18 protein-coding genes are annotated in these 18,782 nt (G+C 73.2%); 9 read left to right on the forward strand and 9 right to left on the reverse strand.

The window, feature by feature from the left end; all coding sequences use genetic code 11:
• Positions 1–129: 129 nt before the first annotated feature.
• From ACN260_RS12150 to ACN260_RS12175, 6 genes are all read left to right on the forward strand, one after another.
• Complete coding sequence (locus ACN260_RS12150) at positions 130–984, forward strand: hypothetical protein (protein WP_422756065.1); 855 nt, start codon at positions 130–132, stop codon at positions 982–984.
• Between the two features lie 130 nt (positions 985–1,114).
• Positions 1,115–2,047 (forward strand): HNH endonuclease, encoded by a 933-nt coding sequence (locus tag ACN260_RS12155; protein ID WP_422756066.1) that lies wholly within the window; start codon positions 1,115–1,117, stop codon positions 2,045–2,047.
• A 55-nt stretch (positions 2,048–2,102) separates the two neighbouring features.
• A complete protein-coding gene (locus ACN260_RS12160) occupies positions 2,103–2,516 on the forward strand; it encodes a hypothetical protein (protein ID WP_422756067.1) in 414 nt (137 codons plus the stop codon).
• A 163-nt stretch (positions 2,517–2,679) separates the two neighbouring features.
• The gene (locus ACN260_RS12165; protein ID WP_422756068.1) at positions 2,680–3,945 is read left to right on the forward strand and encodes a cellulose-binding domain-containing protein; all 1,266 of its coding nucleotides are present in this window, start codon (positions 2,680–2,682) and stop codon (positions 3,943–3,945) included.
• A gap of 217 nt (positions 3,946–4,162) precedes the next feature.
• The gene (locus ACN260_RS12170) at positions 4,163–4,630 is read left to right on the forward strand and encodes a ribonuclease domain-containing protein (RefSeq protein WP_422756069.1); all 468 of its coding nucleotides are present in this window, start codon (positions 4,163–4,165) and stop codon (positions 4,628–4,630) included.
• Between the two features lie 61 nt (positions 4,631–4,691).
• Positions 4,692–5,132, forward strand: a complete 441-nt coding sequence (locus tag ACN260_RS12175) for a barstar family protein (protein WP_422756070.1) — start codon at positions 4,692–4,694, stop codon at positions 5,130–5,132.
• Positions 5,133–5,230: 98 nt separating this feature from the next.
• Here the strand turns inward: ACN260_RS12175 and ACN260_RS12180 are convergent, their stop codons facing one another.
• From ACN260_RS12180 to ACN260_RS12190, 3 genes are all read right to left on the reverse strand, one after another.
• Positions 5,231–5,947: an HD domain-containing protein gene (locus tag ACN260_RS12180; protein WP_422756071.1), complete on the reverse strand. Its 717-nt coding sequence runs from the start codon at positions 5,945–5,947 to the stop codon at positions 5,231–5,233.
• A 60-nt stretch (positions 5,948–6,007) separates the two neighbouring features.
• Positions 6,008–6,484 (reverse strand): ATP-binding protein, encoded by a 477-nt coding sequence (locus ACN260_RS12185; protein ID WP_422756072.1) that lies wholly within the window; start codon positions 6,482–6,484, stop codon positions 6,008–6,010.
• 118 nt (positions 6,485–6,602) lie between these two features.
• Positions 6,603–6,893, reverse strand: coding sequence for a helix-turn-helix domain-containing protein (locus ACN260_RS12190; RefSeq protein ID WP_357930007.1), 291 nt, complete (start codon positions 6,891–6,893; stop codon positions 6,603–6,605).
• A gap of 66 nt (positions 6,894–6,959) precedes the next feature.
• On the opposite strand from ACN260_RS12190, the gene map reads away from it, so the two are divergent.
• Entirely contained in the window at positions 6,960–7,730 is a 771-nt protein-coding gene (gene map / locus ACN260_RS12195; protein ID WP_422756073.1) for a type I methionyl aminopeptidase, read from the forward strand.
• A 45-nt stretch (positions 7,731–7,775) separates the two neighbouring features.
• Here the strand turns inward: map and ACN260_RS12200 are convergent, their stop codons facing one another.
• The 6 genes from ACN260_RS12200 to ACN260_RS12225 form a co-directional block, all read right to left on the reverse strand.
• Positions 7,776–9,131 carry a pectate lyase family protein gene (locus tag ACN260_RS12200; RefSeq protein ID WP_422756074.1) on the reverse strand — a complete coding sequence of 452 codons (1,356 nt, stop codon included), beginning with the start codon at positions 9,129–9,131 and terminating at the stop codon, positions 7,776–7,778.
• 33 nt (positions 9,132–9,164) lie between these two features.
• Positions 9,165–10,445: a Gfo/Idh/MocA family protein gene (locus tag ACN260_RS12205; RefSeq protein WP_422756075.1), complete on the reverse strand. Its 1,281-nt coding sequence runs from the start codon at positions 10,443–10,445 to the stop codon at positions 9,165–9,167.
• Positions 10,442–11,932, reverse strand: a complete 1,491-nt coding sequence (locus tag ACN260_RS12210; RefSeq protein WP_422756076.1) for a mannitol dehydrogenase family protein — start codon at positions 11,930–11,932, stop codon at positions 10,442–10,444. Before ACN260_RS12210 ends, ACN260_RS12205 begins: the two co-directional genes overlap by 4 nt.
• On the reverse strand, positions 11,923–13,227 hold the full coding sequence (locus ACN260_RS12215; RefSeq protein WP_422756077.1) for an enolase C-terminal domain-like protein: 1,305 nt from the start codon (positions 13,225–13,227) through the stop codon (positions 11,923–11,925). The genes ACN260_RS12210 and ACN260_RS12215 overlap by 10 nt, the downstream gene beginning before the upstream one ends.
• Positions 13,224–14,648: a glucuronate isomerase gene (gene uxaC / locus ACN260_RS12220; protein ID WP_422756078.1), complete on the reverse strand. Its 1,425-nt coding sequence runs from the start codon at positions 14,646–14,648 to the stop codon at positions 13,224–13,226. The genes ACN260_RS12215 and uxaC overlap by 4 nt, the downstream gene beginning before the upstream one ends.
• A gap of 83 nt (positions 14,649–14,731) precedes the next feature.
• On the reverse strand, positions 14,732–16,060 hold the full coding sequence (locus tag ACN260_RS12225) for a Gfo/Idh/MocA family protein (RefSeq protein ID WP_422756079.1): 1,329 nt from the start codon (positions 16,058–16,060) through the stop codon (positions 14,732–14,734).
• 238 nt (positions 16,061–16,298) lie between these two features.
• Between ACN260_RS12225 and ACN260_RS12230 the strand changes: the two genes are divergently transcribed.
• Positions 16,299–17,417: a LacI family DNA-binding transcriptional regulator gene (locus tag ACN260_RS12230; RefSeq protein ID WP_421482409.1), complete on the forward strand. Its 1,119-nt coding sequence runs from the start codon at positions 16,299–16,301 to the stop codon at positions 17,415–17,417.
• 16 nt (positions 17,418–17,433) lie between these two features.
• Positions 17,434–18,774 (forward strand): ABC transporter substrate-binding protein, encoded by a 1,341-nt coding sequence (locus tag ACN260_RS12235; RefSeq protein ID WP_422756080.1) that lies wholly within the window; start codon positions 17,434–17,436, stop codon positions 18,772–18,774.
• Positions 18,775–18,782: the final 8 nt, after the last annotated feature.

Raw genomic sequence — 18,782 nt, forward strand, 5'->3', positions numbered from 1 at the left:
CATTTCGGCAACTTGATCATGAGCGGGGCTGGTTGAGCTGGGCAGGGCGTCTTGATCAGCGGGGTGGAGGCGGAAAGGAGTCGGAAAAATGGGGGGAGCCGTGGGGGGTCTGGGTGCGTCGAAGGGGGTATGACGAGTTTTCGAGGTGTGTGGGCGGCGGTCGCGCCGGTGCTTCTGCTCACTGCTGCCTGTGCGGGGCAGGACGGGGCGGGCGTCGCGCCCGATGCGGCCCCGACTTCTCTTCCCGCCAACGTGCCGGTGCTGCGGATCGACTACACGGGCGGCTTCGTGCGGCCGGAGACGAATGTGACCCGGCTGCCGGCCGTCAGCGTCTACGCCGACGGCCGGGTGATCACGCAGGGGCCGACCGTCCTCAGTTATCCGGGGCCGGCGCTGCCCAACATCCAGGTCCGCACGATCAGCGCGGCTGAGGTGGCGAAGTGGGTCGAGCAGGCCCGCGCCGCCGGGGTGGGCAGTGCGGTCGACGTGGGCACGCCGAAGATCACCGACGTGGCCACCACCCGGTTCACCATCCGGGGGCCGGTGGGCACCGAGCAGTTGGAGGTCTACGCGCTGGGGGAGGCGACCGGCCCCGAGGCCGGCCTGACCGCCGCCCAGCAGGCCGCCCGCGAGAAGCTCCGGGCGTTCGCCGACAAGGTGACCGACCCGGCGGGCGCGGCGACGCAGCCGTACCAGCCGACCGCGATCGCGGCGGTGGCCGGGCCGTGGGTCGCCACGCCGGAGACGGCGAAGCAGCCCAGGATGGAATGGCCCGGCCCGGCGCTGCCCGGTGCCAGCCTCGGCGAGGGCCTCGACCTGGGCTGTGTGACGGTCACCGGCACCGCCGTGCAGCAGGTGATCGCCGCCGCCGGCAGGGCCAACGAGTCGACGCCGTGGACCTCCGGCGGGAAGCGTTGGGCGGTCACCTTCCGCCCGCTACTGCCCGACGAGACCGACTGCGCCAGCTTCACCGCCGGCCGCTGAGCTGTACCCGGCCGGTCGGTCTGATCGTGTCGACCGGCCGGGGTGGTTCTCGGGAGTTGTGGACTGTCAATTCCCGAGATGGCCGTTCGGTTGGTGGTGGCGAGATCATCTTCGGTGAATCCTCTTCGGTGTGAAGGCATTCGTCGGGGTGACGGACGAGAAGTGGTATCGCTACCTGGCCGCGCGTCCGGGCCTGACCGAAGTCAACTTCTGGCGGCCGTCGGGCGGGGGGTTTCGGGCGTTGACCGCAGGTGAGCCGTTCTTCTTCAAGGCTCACCACCCGCTCAACCGGGTGGTCGGCGGAGGCTTCTTCAGCGGATTCACGCAGTTGCGGATCTCGGAGGCATGGGACCTGTTCGGCGAGGCCAATGGGGCCGCCAGTCTTGACGACATGCGTCGCAGCGTCGGACGTTACCGACGGCAGCCGATCGGCCCCGACGAAGACCCTGTCATCGGCGGCATCTTCGTCCGGGACGTGGTCTTCTTTCCCGACGACTCGACCGTCGACCCGCCCCCCGGCTTCGCCTCCAGCGTGGTGCAGGGCAAGACGTACGACCTGGCCGACGCCTCGGTCGCCGGATACTTCGAACTGTTGATCCACCGCCTCATCGGCACCACCGTCGAACTCGACCTGGCGGCACCGTGGCACCGGCCTGGCCCGGTATACGGCGACCCCCGCCTGGTGCCGCAGCGTCTGGGTCAGCAGTCGTTCAAGGCGGTGGTGCTCGGTGCCTACGAACGACGGTGCGCGATCACCGGCAACCGGGTGCGCCCGGTCCTGCAGGCGGCGCACATCCGGCCTCTGCCGGTGGGCGGGGAGCATCGCGTCGACAACGGGTTGTTGCTCAAGTCCGATGTCCACATCCTGTTCGACAGGGGTTACCTCGGCGTGGATCCGAAATACCGACTGCTGGTCAGCCCTCGGCTGCGCAGCGAATTCGGCAACGGCGACCAGTTCTACGCCAAGGCGGGCACGCAGATCGGTGTACCCGGACGGCGCGGTGACCGACCCCGCGCCGAGTTCCTGGAGTGGCACCTCGACACGGTCTTCAAAGCCGCCTGACCTGCCGGCGGAGAGTGGAGAATGTGGGCAACTCGCAGCAGGTGACGGAGGCAGCGTGATTTCTTCGGTGACGGTGTGCAGCAGTTCGAAGTTCTACGACCTGGCACAGCGCGCTGTCGATGCACTGCAGGCGACGGGACTCACCGTCCACACCCCGCGATTCGACTACAACGAGGAGCACGTCGTGGTCGGGGAGGCGGACAAGTTCCGGCTGACCCATGAGTTCCTCGCCAAGGTCGCCAGGTCCGATGCGGTCTACGTGATCGCGAGTGGTGGCTATACCGGGGTCAGTGTCTGCATCGAGGTGGGCTACGCGCATGCCCTGGGCAAGGCGGTGCTCTGCTCGGAGCAACCGACCGAGTTCGCCGTGCGCGCTCTCGTGGATGCCGTCGTACCCGTCGACGAGATCAGCGAGAGGGTCCGGTTGATCGGCCATCGTCGCACCTCGACGACGCACTTGTTTCCATAGGCAACCATCACTACATTGGGTCCGGGGCGCCGCCGAGTTGCCGGGCGGCTGTTTGGCCTGAGCCGGGCTGTTGTCCACGTGCCGACACGGCGCGTCGACGCGCGAGCGACGTCACTGCTCCCGCGCCGTCGGTCCACACCGACGGCCAGCCGGAAGGACCCCTGTGAGGATCTCCCGTACCCGTATCACCGCCGTCGTGGCCGCCACCGTCACGGTGGCCGCGGCCGTCACCACCGTGCTCGCCGGCACCGCCTCGGCGGCCCAGGGCTGCCGGATCGACTACCAGCCCAACGAGTGGACCGGCGGCTTCACCGCCAACGTCCGGGTCTCCCCGGGCGACACCGCCCTGAGCGGTTGGACGGTCACCTGGTCCTACCCGGGCGGGCAGCGGATCACCGGCGGCTGGAACGCCACGGTCAGCCAGTCCGGTACGACGGTCACCGCCCGCAACGCCGCCTGGAACGGCAGCGTCCCGGCCGGCGGTTCCACCGAGTTCGGCGTCCAGGGCACCAGCACCTCAGGTTCCGCCGCGCCGACCGGGTTCACGCTCAACGGCGTACCGTGCAACGGCGCTCCGCCGCCGACCACCACGCCGCCGCCCACGACCACGCCGCCGCCGACCACCCCGCCCCCGACGACCCCGCCGCCCACCACCCCGCCGCCCACCACCCCGCCGCCCACCACCCCGCCGCCCACCACCCCGCCCCCCACGACGCCGCCGCCCACCACGCCGCCGCCGGCCGGGTGTGCCGGGGCGGTGCTCTGCGACGGCTTCGAGAACCAGACCGGCAGCACGCCGGCCGGCGACTGGAGCGTGGTCAACCCGGACTGCTCCGGGACGGGCCGGGCCTCGGTGGACACGGCGACCACGCACAGCGGCAGCCGCTCGCTGCGCATCGACGGCGCGCAGGGCTACTGCAACCACGTCTTCGTGCGCTCCACCAGGGATCTCAGCGCGGTGGGCAGCGTCCGGTACGGCCGGATCTGGCTGCGCCACACCACCGCCCTGCCGACCCAGCACATCACCATGATGGCCATGACCGACGCCGCCGACGGCAACAAGGACCTGCGGATGGGCGGCCAGAACGGCGCGTTGCAGTGGAACCGGGCCTCCGACGACGCGACCCTGCCCGAGCAGAGCCCGGCCGGGGTGGCGTTGAGCGTGCCGCTGCCCACCGGGCGCTGGACGTGCCTGGAGTTCATGGTCGACGGCAACCAGGGGCAGTTGCGTACCTGGCTCGACGGCACCGCCGTCACCGGGCTGACCGCCGACGGGGTGCCCACCCACGACATCGACAGCCAGTGGCTCAACCGCACCTGGCGGCCCCGGCTGACCGACCTGAAGTTGGGTTGGGAGAGCTACGGCGAGGGCGCGGACACCCTCTGGTACGACGACGTCGCCCTGGGCACCAGCCGGATCGGCTGCTGACCCCGACCGGGACCGGGCGGCCGACGGGGCTGCCCGGTCCCGGTCTGCCTCCACCGGGCATTTCAGCCGACGGTGGCGTGCCGATCATGGTGCGTTCACCCACGGTTGCCAGGCTGGCCTCTGGTCGGCGGGGTTCGCCTCCCGCCAGAATGTGGCTGATCGGGATAACCATCCTGATCGATGCATTCCTGTCGGCCCCCGCGACCCGGAGGACCCGTTGAGCACTCCCGCGAACCCCGTCACCCCCGCCACCGCCCCGACCCCGCGCACCCGGGCCCGCCGGGTGCCGGGCATCCTCGCGCTGCTGACCGCCCTGGTCGCCGCACTGCTCGTCGGACCGTCCGTGGTGACCCCGAGGCTGACCGATCCCGCGTCGGCGGCGGTCTACGGCTCCTGCACGATGTCCCGCTGCGCGGACGCCCGTACCGCCCGCTCCGGCTGGTCGGCCAAGGGATTCCCGACCAGCCGGGGCTGGTACAGCTGGAGCGGTGGCCTGTCGAACTTCGCCGGCGGACAGTTCCACAACTACGAGGGGCAGCTTCCCGCCGGTGCCACCTACTACGAGTACGACGTCTACCCGCGGGTCTCCGGCGCGGCGCGCGACGCGTACCGCATCGTGGTGAACAGGAGCAGCGGGGCGACCTGGTTCTCTCCCGACCACTACGCGAACTTCTACCGGATCTGACCGAGGACCACCCGGGGCGGGCCGGTCCGCCGGTCCGCCCCGTCGAGCAGGAGGATGCACCATGACCGGACAGCGCCAGCCGGGCTGGCTACGGGTGACCGACGAGGCCCGCCCGGCGGGGCACCCGACGCCGTCGGTCACCGTGGCCGGGGCGGCGGCCCGGACCCGCCCCGCGCTGTTCGACGCCCTCACCGACGCCCTCGGCCTGCCCGGCCACTTCGGCCGCAACTGGGACGCCCTCGCCGACGTGCTGGCCGACCGGCTCGACGCCGGCCCGCTCACCCTCGAGGTGACCGACGCGGGCCTGCTGCTGGCCGACGAGCCGCCCGGGCAGCTCGGCACGCTGCTCGACGTGGTGGGCGGGGTGGCAGCCGGCGCCCGGGAGCCGGTCTGCCTGCTGCTGCGCGACACCCCGCAGCGGCTGCCCGACCTGCGGCACCGGCTGCACGCCGTCCTCGGCGGCGGCGGGGTGGCCGTCCCGCCCGGCGGCGCGCTGCGCTGAGCGTCCGCGCCGCCACCCGGCCCGCCGTCGCGCCCACCCGCCGTAGCGGCCCTGCCCCCGGCCCGGCGTCACCGGTCCGCCGTCGCGGCGGGGCGGGGTCAGTTGGGGTGGTCGAGGATCGCGCTGAACCGCTCCTCGGCCAGGTCGAGCTGGGCGAAGATGTGCCGCTTCACCGGTGCCGACAGCGGGGTGTCCGGCCGGGCGATCAGCTCCCGGTAGACCGGCACCAGCGGCCGGTACTTCGCCGCCGAGCGGGCGACCTTCGGCCCGACGGCGTAGACCACACCCACCCCGTTGTCGGTGAAGTCGGAGACCTTGATGACCCGGGCCCAGGGCTCCCGGTCCAGGCTGGCCGCGACGTGCTCGCGGTACTGCACGTGCGGGTCGCGCTCCGGGTCGTACACCGGGTTGGTGACCGCGGCGACCAGCCGGGCCACCCGGTCGCCGAACCGGTCGGCCAGCGCGGCCAGCGCCGCAGCCGTCGGGTCGGCCGTCCCCGCGCCGGCCAGCTCGCCCGGATGGTCCTCCACCGCGTCGTGCAGCAGCCCGGCGACGATCACGTCGGGGTCGCGCACCTGGTAGTGGTGCATCATCCGGATCGCCACCCGCAGCAGGTGGTTGAGGTACGGCTCGCGGGACCGCCGGTCGTCACGGTGCAGCTCGGCGGCCAGGTCGAGGGCTTCGGCCAGCCGGTCCCGGTCGGCCGTGGCGAAGGCCGGCAACTCCAGCCGGAACCGGGCGAGCAGGCCCGGTTCGCCGTGCAGCTCGGTGATCGCGTGCATCGGCATGGTGGCGAGGTACGGCGGGAACTCCATCGCCTACTTATAGCCGATCTTCACTGTCGGTCCGACCCCCTCGTCGGGCATGTGACCACGTCATTCCCGGCCGGAAAGGTACTTGACCAGGCGAACCGTCGTCCCGCCGGGAGTGCCGTCGAGCTGCGACTCGTCCATCAACCGGGCCATGATCAGTCGTCCCCGGCCCCGGTCGCCGCCCTGCGACGGGCCCGGTCGCCAGCCGCCGGTGTCACGGATCTCGACCTCCAGCCGCCCGGCGCGCAGCCGGGCCGAGACGGTGACACTCGCCCCGGGCGCGAACCGGTAGCCGTGCTCGATGGCGTTGGCGCACGCCTCCCCGACGGCGATCAGCACCACCTCGATGTCCGCCTCGTCGACGCCGGCCGCGGTGAGCCATGCCCGCAGTGCCTCCCGGGCGGGGGAGAGCTGGGCCGGATCGGCGGCCAGCGCCGTCCGGAACGCCGACGGCAGTGCCGTGCCGGTCGGGTCGTCCGCCGGACGGGGGGCGGCCGCCGGCTCGGGCCGGTCCGCGTCGACGTCGCGCCCACCGGCCACCCGGGTCCACCTCCCGCTGATCGTCGTCGTCCGGGGTCGGCAGCCCGACCACCCGGTCATTCTCCCTGTCCCGGCCCGCCGCCGGGCACCACCCCTGGGCAGGGGCCTCCCGGGAGGGCTACGAGGCCAGCCGCTCGCCGGGGTCGGGCACGGCGATCCCGCCGTCGGACTGGTTGATCTCCGACCAGACCGCGTCGAGGGAGAGGCCGAGGACGTCGGCGAGCACCGCGATGGTCGGGAACGCCGGGGTGGCCACCCGACCGGACTCGATCTTCCGCAGGGTCTCCGGGGACAGCCCGGCGGCCAGCGCGGTGCCGAGCATCGACCGGTGCCCCCGGGCGCGGCGCAGCAGGGCGCCGAGGCGTCGTCCGCGGGCGACCTCGGCGGGGGTGAGCGGCAGCCTGACCATGGCTGCGATTCTAGTACCGGGATAACATGGCCGGGATACTTATTGGTGGTCCACGGAAGGCGCCGCATGATCGAGATCCTGAACCCCACCGACGTGCGGCGCGCACGGGACACCGGCGCGCTGGTCGCCGAGATCCTCCAGACGCTCAAGGGCCGCAGCGCGGTCGGCACCAATCTGCTGGAGATCGACGCCTGGGCGCAGCAGATGATCGTCGACGCCGGGGCGACGTCCTGCTACGTCGACTACGCGCCGTCCTTCGGTCGGGGACCGTTCGGGCACTACATCTGCACCTCGGTCAACGACGCGGTGCTGCACGGACTGCCGTACGACTACCACCTGGCCGACGGCGACCTGCTCTCCCTCGACCTCGCCGTCTCCCTCGGCGGCGTGGTCGCCGACTCGGCGATCAGCTTCCTGGTGGGCGACACCCGCCCCCCGGAGAGCGTCGCGCTGATCGAGGCGACCGAACGTGCGCTGGCCGCGGGGATCGCCGCCGCCGGCCCCGGCGCACGCGTCGGTGACCTCTCGCACGCCATCGGCACGGTCCTGCACGCGGCGGGATACCCGGTCAACACCGAGTTCGGCGGGCACGGCGTCGGGTCCACCATGCACCAGGACCCGCACGTGTCCAACACCGGCCGGCCCGGTCGCGGGTACCGGCTGCGGCCCGGCCTGCTGCTGGCCCTGGAACCCTGGGTGATGGCCGACACCGCCTCCCTCGTCACCGACGCCGACGGCTGGACGCTGCGCAGCGCCACCGGCTGCCGCACGGCACACAGCGAACACACCGTCGCCATCACGCCCGAGGGCGCGGAGGTGCTCACCCTGCCGCGGTGACCCCGCGGTCGGGCCGCGCCGACGGACGGCGCGGCCCGACCAGGCTCACAGCGGCAGCCGACCGGCCCCGGCGAACGGCCCCACCACCAGCGGCACCAGCGGCGCGGGCACCGCCTGCGGCGTGCGCAGGGTCGGCGTCCACCCGGCGTCGCCGCCCAGGTCCGGGTCGTGGGTCGCGTTGTACGCGGCCACCAGGTCGACCGGGCGGGGCAGCGCGCCGTGTGCGTCCACCCAGTTGCCCCGGGTGGTGACGGCGGTGCCACCCCAGTCGTACAGCAGGTCACCGGCGGCGATCCCGGCACCGAGGGTGAAGAAGTTGTTCTCCACGTACGCGGCGGACTGCACGCCCACCCCGATCGCGTACGCGAAGTCGTCGCCGGCCAGCCGGTACCAGTTGTTGTAGACGTCGACCTGGCCGAACCGGACCCGGGGCAGCCGCTGGAGCACCCGGTCGAACAGGTTGTGGTGCAGCGTCACCTTCAACCGGCCGACGTCCGGCCCGACCGTGTTGGACGAGCCGATCAGCATCAGCTTGTCCCTGCCGACGAACCGGTTGTAGGAGGCGGTCACCAGGCTGGCCGTGTGCGTGATGTCCAGCGACCCGTCGTGGACCTGGTAGAGCCGGCCGAAGTACACCGGCTGCCCGCTGTCCGGGTTGTCGCCGTCGGTGAAGGTGTTGTGGTCGACCCAGACGTGCTCGCTGCGGCGCACCGAGACCTGGTCGTACTGGGAGTTCCAGTTGCCGGTCGCGCCGTCGGTGGGCGACCAGGCCGGGAAGCAGTCCCGGGCGTCGTCGAAGGTCAGGTTGCGGACGATGACGTTGCTGGCCCCGTCGATCATCAGGGTCAGCCCGGTGAGGACCGCCCCGCGCCGCCCGACGATGGTGGTGTTCGGGCCGACGTTGATCTGCGTCTGCCGGGTCTGGTTGGCCACCGACCGCACCCGGGCGGCCTCCAGCGCCCCGGTCGGCGGCACCATGCCCCACACCGCCGGGTCGTACGCGGCCAGGTAGGCCGCCAGGCTGTACTCCGGGTCGGCCAGGTCGGCGCAGCCGAGCAGGCGGCCGTCGTCGGCGGCGAACCCGTCGACGGTGCCGTCCACGACGATCACCTTCGGGGTGGCGTTGCTCCGGTTGGTGGCGTTGTCGCCGCCCAGCGCCCGGACCAGGTCGGCCCGGCTGCGGACCAGGTGGACCTGGTCCGGGCCGGCCGCCGCGCCGCCGGTGGTGCCGGGGCCCTCGGACGCCCAACCGTCGCCGGCCGGCAGGGTCTGCCGGGCCAGCCGTTCGACCGCCCGGGGCACCCCGTCGGCGGTCCGGCCGGGTGCGGCGTGGGCCGCCGTGCCCGGGGTGAGCAGGAGGGACAGGGCGACCAGGGCCGCCCCGGTGGTTCGTGGACGCATGGGAATCTCCGCAGGGTGGTGGTGGATGGTGCGTCAGTCGTCCAGCGCCGCCAGGGGGATCCGCACCGGCGGCACCGCCCACGGCACGGCCAGCTCCGACAGCAGCGCGCCCTGTTCGGCGGCCCGGCGTAGCGCGGCGTTGATCCCGGGTACCGTCACCACCCGTTCCGGCCCGCTGCCGGTGGCCGTGACCAGGTCGCCGCCGAGCAGGGTCGGTTCGGGGGCGCGCTGCACCTGTTCCAGCACGGCGGTGAACGGCGCGGTGCGGGACAGCGGGGCGATCAGCGGGGTGCCGGCCGGGTCGGCCCGGTGGGCGAGCAGGTTCTCCAGCAGCCCCCGCCGCCCCGGCACCTCCCGGGGCTGCGGGTCGCCGGGCAGCAGCAACCGGTCGGTGGGGTACTCCAGCACCGCCCGCCCGGCGGTGCCGGTCACGATCACCTCCCCGGCGACGAAGTCCTCCCCGGCCAGCGTCACCGCCGCCACGATCGGCGGCCCGCCCGGGGTGACGACGCGCAGGGTGGCGGTGTCGTCCACCTCGATCGGGCGGACCCGGTAGCGCTCCAGCTCGATCCGCGCCGGCCGCACCGGCCCGCCGGTCACCGTCTGGGCGACCGCCAGGCACTGCATCACCGCGTGCGCCAGCGGGTTGGCCAGCGCGCCGTCGAGCACCGGCCGGCCGTGCAGGCTGCGTCGGCCGGCCCACGGCGACCGCGCGTAGTAGCCGTCGGGGCGTTGCCAGCAGGCGACCGTCCCGATGCCGGTGACGGTGCCCAGCCGGCCCTGCCCGAGGGCGGCCGACAGTTGCGCCAGCGCCATCGAGCCGAGCGCCTGGAAACCGACCTGACAGGCCCGGCCGGTCGCGGCCAGCGCCCCGGCCAGCGTCCGGTGCTCGGCGGTGGACAGCACCGGTGGCTTCTCCAGCAGCAGGTCGGCACCGGCGGCGAGGACGTCCAGGGCGATCGGCAGGTGGGTGTGCGGCGGGGTGCAGACGATCACCACGTCCGGGCGGGTGGCGGCGAGCATCTCCCGGTGGTCGGTGTGCACGCTGACCCCGGGCGGCACCGGCGCGGCCGGCTCGTCCTCGATCGGCCGCACGTCGACCAGCGCCACCAGCCGCAGCCGTCCCGCCGCGTGCAGCCCGGCGACGCTGCGCCGGTGCCAGCGGCCGTGCCCGTTCGCGCCGACGATCGCCACCCGGGGCACGGCCGTCGCGGCGGCCCCGGCCGGGGCGCGCGACGGCGTCGCGGCGGGGGCCGCCGGGGCGCCCCGGGCGGCGGGCCCACCGGCGGCGGTCGGCGGCACCGGGCCCGTCACGCCGCACCGGCCAGGACCGCCGCCACCGGGTGGCTCCGCAGCGCGTCCAGCCAGCCGGCCACGTCGGCGCGGAACCCGTCGTCCTCGGCGAGCGCGGCCGGGAACACCTCGGACAGGGCGAACACCGCCGCGACCGTGCCGGCGGCGGTGCCGTCGGCGGCGGCGAGCGCGGTGGTGATCCGGTCGGCCAGCGGGTCGTCGAGCGGCAGCGCCGTGCCGTCGTCGGCCCGCCCGTCGAGGAACCGCAGCCAGGCCGCCACGACCAGCGCCGACCAGTACGCCGGACGGCCCTGGGCGCGCAGGTCGGCGGCGGTGTGCAGGACCCGCTGCGGCAGCTTCTGCGACCCGTCCATGGCCACCTGGAGGGTGCGGTGCCGGATCGCCGGGTTGGCGAACCGGACCAGCACCTCGTCGCCGTACCCGACGACGGTCGTCCCCTCGGGTGGGGTGAAGCTTTCGGCCACGTCGTCGGCGACGAACCGGCGTAGCACGTCGGTCAGGCCGGGCAGCGCCAGCGCGTCCGCGATCGTCTCGCGGCCGGCCACCGCCCCCAGGTAGGCCACCGCCGAGTGCACGCCGTTGAGGCCGCGCAGTTTCAGCCGCTCCCACGGGCCGGCGTCGGTGGTGAGCACCGCGCCGGCCTGCTCCCACCGGGGCCGCCCGCCGGGGAAGTCGTCCTCGATCACCCACTGGAGGTACGGCTCGGCGGCCACCGCCGCCAGGTCGGTGACCCCCAGCGCGGCGCGGGCGTCCGCCAGCGTCGCGGCGGTGCTGGCCGGGACGATCCGGTCCACCATCGTGCCGGGGAAGCTGACCTGCCCGGCGAGGGCATCCTGGACGGCGTCCGGCACCCCGGCCAGCGCCAGCGACTGCTGCACCAGGCCGCGCAGCCGCCGCCCGTTCGACGGCAGGTTGTCGCAGCTGACCAGCGCGATCGGCCCCGCCTGCGCGGCGGCGCGGGCGAGCAGTCCGCGCACCAGCAGGCCGGGCACGGTGACCGGGGGCCGGTCGGTGGTCAGGTCGAGGGTCAGCTCGTCGTCGGCCCGCAACGCCCCGGAGACCGGGTCGAGCCGGTACGCCTTCTCGGTCACCGTCAGCGTCACCACCCGGATCGCCGGGTCGGCGAGCAACGCGACCACCGCCGCCGGGTCGCTGGCCGCGTGCCGGACCCCGGCCAGCGCGCCGACCACCCGGGTGGCCGACCGGTCGGCGGCCAGCGTGGTGACGCTGAACAGGGCGTCCTGCGCGGCGAGCGCCTCGACCAGCGTGGTGCTGCGCGGGGCGACGCCGACGATGCCCCAGTCACCGCCGGCCGCGTCGATCGCCGCCTCGGTGCAGACCGCCTGGTGGGCCCGGTGGAACGCGCCCAGTCCGAGGTGGACGATGCCGGCCGGTACGGTGCCCGGCCGGACCAGCGGTCGGCTCTGCTCGGGCAGCCGGTGCAGGGTGGCCAGGCCCAGCCGGTCGGTGCCGACGTTCACCGCCACACCGGGCCGTCCGGGAAGCGGAACCGCGCGACCGACTCGGGGCGCATGGTGGCGCTGTAGCCGGGGGCGGTGGGCAGCAGGTACCTGCCGCCCCGGGTGCGGACCGGGTCGACGAAGTGCTCGTGCAGGTGGTCGACGTACTCGACCATCCGTCCGTCCAGGCTGGTGCCGACCCGCAGGTAGTCGAAGATCGCCAGGTGCTGCACGTACTCGCAGAGGCCGACGCCGCCGGCGTGCGGGCAGACCGGCACCCCGAACTTCGCCGCCAGCAGGATCTCGGCCAGCACCTCGTTGACCCCGGCGACCCGGCAGGCGTCGATCTGCATCACGCCGATCGCCTCGGCCTGGAGCAGCTGCTTGAAAATCACCCGGTTGGCGGCCACCTCGCCGGTGGCGACCCGGCACCGGCCGTCGGTCAGCCCGGTCACCGCGCGGGCGATCCGGGCGTGGCCGAGGATGTCGTCGGCGTGCGTCGGCTCCTCAATCCAGTACGGGTCGACCTCGGCCAGCGCGGTCATGTTGGTGATCGCCTCGTCGACGTCCCAGACCTGGTTGGCGTCCATCATCAGCAGCGCGTCCGGGCCGATCTCGGCCCGGATGATCCTCGCCCGGCGCAGGTCGTCGGCGGGCGGGCCGCCGACCTTCATCTTCATCGCCCGCCACCCCTGCGCGTACGCCTCGCGGGTCAGCGCCCGCACCTTGTCGTCCGGGTACCCCAACCACCCGACCGACGTGGTGTACGACGGGAAACCGTCCTGCTCCAGCACGGCGAGCCGGTCCGCCGCGCCGACCAGCCCCTTGTCCAGGATGGTGGCGGCCTCGTCGGGGGTGAGCGCGTCGGTGATGTGGTGGAAGTCGACGTTGGCGACCAGCTCGTCGGTGGACAGCTCGGCGAGGTAGCGCCACATCGGCTTGCCGGCCAGCTTGGCCCGCAGGTCCCAGACCGCGTTGACCAGCGCGCCGGCGGCCATGTGGATGACCCCCTTCTCCGGCCCCAGCCAGCGCAGCTGCACGTCGGCGGTGAGCGAGCGCCAGAACGCGACCGGCTCGGCGGCGATCTCGGCGACGGTGCGCCCGCGCACGTGGTGGGCGAGGGCCTCGATCGCGGCGCAGGTGATCTCGTTGCCCCGGCCGTTGGTGAAGGTGAACCCGGCGCCCGTCGGGCCGCCGTCGGTGCGCAGCTCGACGTAGCTGGCCGAGTAGTCCCCCCGGTTGATCGCGTCCGAGCCGTCGCCGGCCGCCGCGGTGGGGAACCGGACGTCGTGCACGTCGACGTCGGTGATCCTGGTGCTCATGCGGACCCTCCGAACCTGAAGACCTTCTTGGGCAGCCGGTACGCCAGGTCGACGACCGTCTCGGCGGCCTCGTCCTCGCTGAGCCGGTGCTCGGCGACGAGGCGGGCCAGGAAACCGGCGTCGATGCGGCGGGCCACGTCGTGGCGGACCGGGATGGAGCAGAACGCGCGGGTGTCGTCGACGAACCCGGCGGTGTTGTAGAACCCGGCGGACTCGGTGACCGCCTCCCGGAACCGGCGCAGCACCTCCGGGGAGTCCAGGAACCACCAGGGCGCGCCGAGGTAGAGCGCGGCGTAGCCGCCGGCCAGCGGGGCCAGCTCCCGGGTGAACGTGTACTCGTCGAGGGTGTAGAGCACCACCCGCAGCCGTGGGTCGTTGCCGTACGCGTCGAGCAGCGGGGCCAGCGCGTGCACGTACTCGGTGGCGTGCGGGACGTCCCCGCCGACGTCGCGGCCGTGGGTGGCGTAGAGCTTGCGGTTGTGGTTGCGCACGGCGCCGGGGTGCAGTTGCAGCACCAGCCCGTCGTCGAGCGACATCCGGGCGAACTCCACCAGCATGTGCGCCCGGAACGCCTCGGCGTCGGCGGCGTCGGCCAGCCCGCGCCGGCCCCGGTCGTAGAGCCGCGCCGCCTCGTCGGCGTCGAGCAGCAGCGTCCGGGCGGTGGGGTGGCCGTGGTCGGAGCAGGTCGCGCCGGCCGCGACGAACGCCGCCCGGCGGGTCCGCAGCGCGTCCAGGTAGCCGGCGTAGGTGCCGGTGTCGACGCCGGCCACCTCGCCGAGCCGGGCCACGTTGTCGGCCCAGCCGTCGAACTCCATGTCCACGACGTTGTCCGGGCGGAACGTGGTGACCACCCGGCCGCCCGGCCCGCCCCAGCCGTCGGCGGCGAGCTTGGCGTGCGCGGCGAGGTCGTCCAGCGGCGACTCGGTGGTGGCGAGCACCTCGATGCGGAACCGGGTGAACAGTGCCCGGGGCCGGAACTCCGGCTCGGCGAGCCGGGCGGCCACCTCGTCGTAGACGGCGTCGGCGGTGGCCGGGGTGAGCGCGGTGTCCACCCCGAACACCTCGCTGAAGGTACGTTCCAGCCACAGCCGCGACGGGGTGCCCCGGAACAGGTACCAGTGGTCGGCGAAGCGCCGCCAGATGGTCCGGCCGTCGGTCTCCACCGGGCTGCCGTCGACGCTGGGCACCCCCAGTTCGGCCGGCGGCACACCCTGGCTGAGCAGCATCCGGGTGAGGTAGTGGTCGGGCACGATCAGCAGCCGGGCCGGGTCCGGGAAGGGCCGGTCCTCGGCCAGCAGCGCCGGGTCGACGTGCCCGTGCGGCGAGATGATCGGCTGCGGGCCGGCGAGGGCGTACAGCTCGCGGGCGATGGCCCGGACGCCCGGGTCGGTCGGCAGGAGCAGGTCGGGGGAGGTCGGCACGTCGGAGGACTCCTCGGGTACGGGCGGAGGGCCGGCGGTTCGGGGCGGGGTCGGCGGTGCCGGGCGTGCGGGGCCCGGCCCGGTCAGGGCAGGGTGAGCAGGTCGGCGACGCGGACCGGTTCGCCGGTGTCGAAGGAGCGGTTGGCGGCCAGCCCGGTGAGCAGGGCCAGTGCCCCGTCGCGTGCGGTGGCGGCCCGGCCCAGCGGGTCCGGCTCGCCGCCGAAGATCACCCGGGTCATCCGGACGTCCGCGCCGCCGTGGCCCTGCCGGGTGTAGCCCGGCACCGGTATCCGGGTGGGTGGGGCCCAGAACGGACGCAGGGTGAGGGTGGCCGCGCCGTGTTCGGCGGCGGCCTCGTCGCCGTGCAGGGCGGCCCCCTTGAGCGCCCCGGCGGCGGCCGGGCTGACGAAGTCGCTCTCGGTCACCTCCAGTTCCAGCCGGCCCCGGCTGCCGTTGACCATCACCCGGTAGCCCTCCCAGGGGGCGTAGGCGGTGAGGTGGTAGGTCATCGTCGCGCCGGTGGAGTAGCGGGCCAGCACCGCCATGTCGTCCTCGATGCTCACCCCGGGGGCGAAGACGTTGCGGTCGCGCTGGTAGCCGTCCTCGGCCTCGGCGTCGAGGTACAGCTCGCGCAGCCGGGGGTGCTGGGCCAGCCGCAGGGCGAACGGGTCGTCGGCGGCGGCGGGGGAGTCGTGCGCCCGGTCGTAGTCGCGGGCGTAGCCGTGCCGGCGGCCCCCCTCGCCGTAGAAGAACAGCCGGCCGGCGGCGTACACCTCGACCGGGGTGGCGTCGAGCCACCAGTTCACCAGGTCGAAGTGGTGGCTGGCCTTGTGCACCATCAGCCCGCCGGAGCTGGCCTTGTCCCGGTGCCAGCGGCGGAAGTAGTCCGCGCCGTGCCGTACGTCGAGCAGCCACTCGAAGTGCACCGAGCCGATCTCGCCGACCGCGCCGTCGGCGAGCAGCGTTCTGACCTGTTCGTGCAACGGGTTGTAGCGGTAGTTGAAGGCGACGGTGACCTGCCGGCCGGTCTCGGCGACCGCGTCGAGGATGCGCCGGCAGCGGGTCGCGTCGACGGTCATCGGTTTCTCGGTGATCACGTCGCAGCCGGCGTGCAGGGCCGCCACGATGTACTCGTCGTGGGTGACGTCGACGCTGGTCACCAGCACCACGTCGACGCGTTCCCTGGCGAGCATGGTGGTGAAGTCGGCGGCCGGGTACGTCGGCACGGCCGGATGGCCCAGCTCGGTCAGCCACCGGTTGTGGGCGTCCATCCGGGTCTGGTTGACGTCGGCGAAGGCGACCAGCTCGGCGGTGTCGGCGTGCCCGGTGACCAGGGCCCGGACGAACATCTCCGCCCGCGCCCCGGTGCCGACGAGGGCGTGCCGTCGACGTGGCGTGGCTGGTGGTGGCATCCGTGGACCTCCCGGTGGCTGCAAAGGTTTGCAGTGAAGAAACCACGCCGGTGAAGAGCACGTCAACGATCGATGCCAATCCCGTGGCATAGATCCCGGTTCATGTGCTTAAGGGGGCATGGTAGGAGCGCCTCCGCAATCGACCTGTAACAATCGCCCGTTGACAGTGGAGCAACCGTTTGCATTAATTGGCGGCACCCACGTGACCCCGACCACACCATCGACGAGAGGGCCGCCCGTGCCAGCCACCATCCGCGACGTCGCGCGGGCCTCGGGCGTGCACATCTCCACGGTGTCCCGCACCTTCTCGGCGCCGCACCTGGTCAACCCGGAGACCCGGGGCCGGGTGCTGGCCTGCGCCGAGGACCTCGGCTACCGGCCCAACCGGGCCGCCCGCGCCCTGATCACCGGGCGGACGCACAACATCGGCCTGATCATCGCCGACATCGCCAACCCGTTCTTCCCGCCACTGATCAAGGCGGCCGAGGGGCAGGCCCGGCACCGCGACTACCACGTCTTCGTGGCCGACACCAACGAGGACCCGGCCGCCGAGGAGGAACTGGTCCACGCGCTGGCCAAGCAGGTCGACGGGGTGCTGCTGTGCAGCCCCCGGATGAGCAACGGCCTGATCGAGCAGGTCAGCCGGGAGGTCCCGGTGGTGGTGATAAACCGGCAGGTCACCGGCCTGCCCTGCGTGATGATGGACGTCGGCCAGGGGGCGCGCGCCGCGATCGAGCACCTGCTCGGCCTCGGCCACCGGCGGATCGCCCTGCTCGGCGGCCCGCGCGGCTCCTGGACCCACCAGCAGATGCGTCGGGCGGCCGGCGCCGCCGCCCGCTCCGGCGGGGCCGAGCTGACCGTGCTCGGGCCCAACCCGCCCACCGAGACCGGCGGCGGTGAGCTGGCCGCCCGGGTACGCGACAGCGGCGTCACCGCCGTGCTCGCCTACAACGACCTGATGGCGATCGGGCTGATCGAGGGGCTCGACCAGCTCGGCATCCGGGTACCGCAGGACGTCAGCGTGGTCGGCGTCGACGACATCGCGCTGAGCCGACTCACCCGCCCCAAGTTGACGACGGTGGCCACGCCAACCGCGGCCGCCGGCCGGACGGCCGTCGACATGCTGCTGCAACACGACTCCGACCCACGCCCGCGCGGCGGGGGACGGGCAGCGGCCGTCGGCGACCGTCGTACCACCGCACAGGTAATGCTCCAGACCGAACTGGTCATTCGCGACTCGACCGGACCCGTACCCGGTCGATCCCGTCCCGGTTCCGATCCGGATGGCCCGGGTCCGCATCGCCTTGCGGACCCGGGCGGCCCGACCGTGACCACCGGTGGCGTCGTCGCCTCCTAACCCGAGGAGTGAGCGCATGCACCCCGCAACGTCCCCCACCGCCGGCACGCCGGCCGAACCGCACCACCGTACCCCCGTGCCCCGTCGTCGATTCCTGCGCGGCGTGGTCGCCACCGCCGTCGCCGTACCGCTGATGTTCGGCGCGGCGGCGTGCGGCGACGACTCCGCCGGTGACGACGGCCAGGTCAAGCTCTCCGTCTTCTGGTGGGGCGGTGAGGCGCGGGCCAAGCTCACCGAGGATGCCCTCGCCCTCTACACCAAGAAGCACCCGAACGTGACGTTCGAGAAGACCTGGCAGGCCAACCAGGGCTACTTCGACAAGCTGGCCACCCTCACCGCCGGTGGCAACCCGCCGGACCTGTTCCAGATCGACGACAACTACCTGGCCGAGTACGCCGGCCGCAGCACCGTGCTCGACCTCAAGAGCTACCAGGACTCCGGCAAGCTCGACGTGTCGAAGTTCCCCAAGAGCCTGCTGGAGTACGGCGTCGTCGACGGCAAGCTGGCCGGGGTGGCCGCCGGGGAGAACACCCAGGGGCTGGTCTACAACAAGACCCTGCTGACCAGGAACGGCCTTCCGGAGCCGACCACCGGCCAGAGCTGGGAGGAGCACATCGCCTGGGCCGAGCAGGTGGCGAAGAAGGCCAAGATCCCCGGCACCCAGGACCCGAGCGCCGACTACAAGGCGTTCTGGGTCTGGCTGCGCCAGCAGGGCAAGGACCTCTACAACGGCAACGACCTCGGGTTCACCGCCGAGGACGTGACGAAGTGGTTCACCCTGTGGAAGGGCGCCCGGGACCGGGGCGCCACCCCCACCGCCGACGTGATCCACGAGGGCAACGCCAGCGACGTGACCAAGCAGCTCGTGGTCACCGGCAAGGCCGCGACCTCCTGGGTCTGGGTCAACCAGATGCCGGACCTGAAGAAGAACACCAAGGACGAGCTGGGGGTGGTGGCCTACCCGGGTGACCCGAGCGCCCAGTGGGCCCGTGCCTCGATGTACTGGTCGGTGTTCAAGGGCAGCAAGCACCGGGACACCGCCGTCGATGTGATCAACTTCCTGGCCAACGACCCGGAGGCGGTGGCGTTGCTCGGCACCGACCGCGGCCTGCCGTCGAACATGGACCTGCGAGCCACGGTCAGCCAGACGGTGACCGACCCGGCGATGAAGCAGTCCATCCAGGTCGAGACCGAACTGGCGCAGAAGTTCGGCACGTCGCCGCAGGTGCCGATCAAGGGACACAGCAAGGTCAAGTCCGAGCTGGTCAAGGCCGCCGAGAACGTCCAGTACCAGCGGGCCACCCCGGAACAGGCCGCCGAGCAGTTCCTCGCCGCCTGCAAGTCCGCGATCGCCTGACCGGCGCA

Source organism: Micromonospora sp. WMMD708 (assembly GCF_049315245.1).
Taxonomy (GTDB): domain Bacteria; phylum Actinomycetota; class Actinomycetes; order Mycobacteriales; family Micromonosporaceae; genus Micromonospora; species Micromonospora wenchangensis.

Bases quoted from the DNA above. Each gene is read 5' to 3' on its own strand.
- ACN260_RS12150 (WP_422756065.1), top strand. From the start codon at position 130: ATGACGAGTTTTCGAGGTGTGTGGGCGGCGGTCGCGCCGGTGCTTCTG.
- ACN260_RS12175 (WP_422756070.1), top strand. From the start codon at position 4,692: ATGACCGGACAGCGCCAGCCGGGCTGGCTACGGGTGACCGACGAGGCC.
- ACN260_RS12180 (WP_422756071.1), bottom strand. From the start codon at position 5,947: ATGGAGTTCCCGCCGTACCTCGCCACCATGCCGATGCACGCGATCACC.
- ACN260_RS12190 (WP_357930007.1), bottom strand. From the start codon at position 6,893: ATGGTCAGGCTGCCGCTCACCCCCGCCGAGGTCGCCCGCGGACGACGC.
- map (WP_422756073.1), top strand. From the start codon at position 6,960: ATGATCGAGATCCTGAACCCCACCGACGTGCGGCGCGCACGGGACACC.
- ACN260_RS12200 (WP_422756074.1), bottom strand. From the start codon at position 9,131: ATGCGTCCACGAACCACCGGGGCGGCCCTGGTCGCCCTGTCCCTCCTG.
- ACN260_RS12215 (WP_422756077.1), bottom strand. From the start codon at position 13,227: ATGAGCACCAGGATCACCGACGTCGACGTGCACGACGTCCGGTTCCCC.
- ACN260_RS12225 (WP_422756079.1), bottom strand. From the start codon at position 16,060: ATGCCACCACCAGCCACGCCACGTCGACGGCACGCCCTCGTCGGCACC.
- ACN260_RS12235 (WP_422756080.1), top strand. From the start codon at position 17,434: ATGCACCCCGCAACGTCCCCCACCGCCGGCACGCCGGCCGAACCGCAC.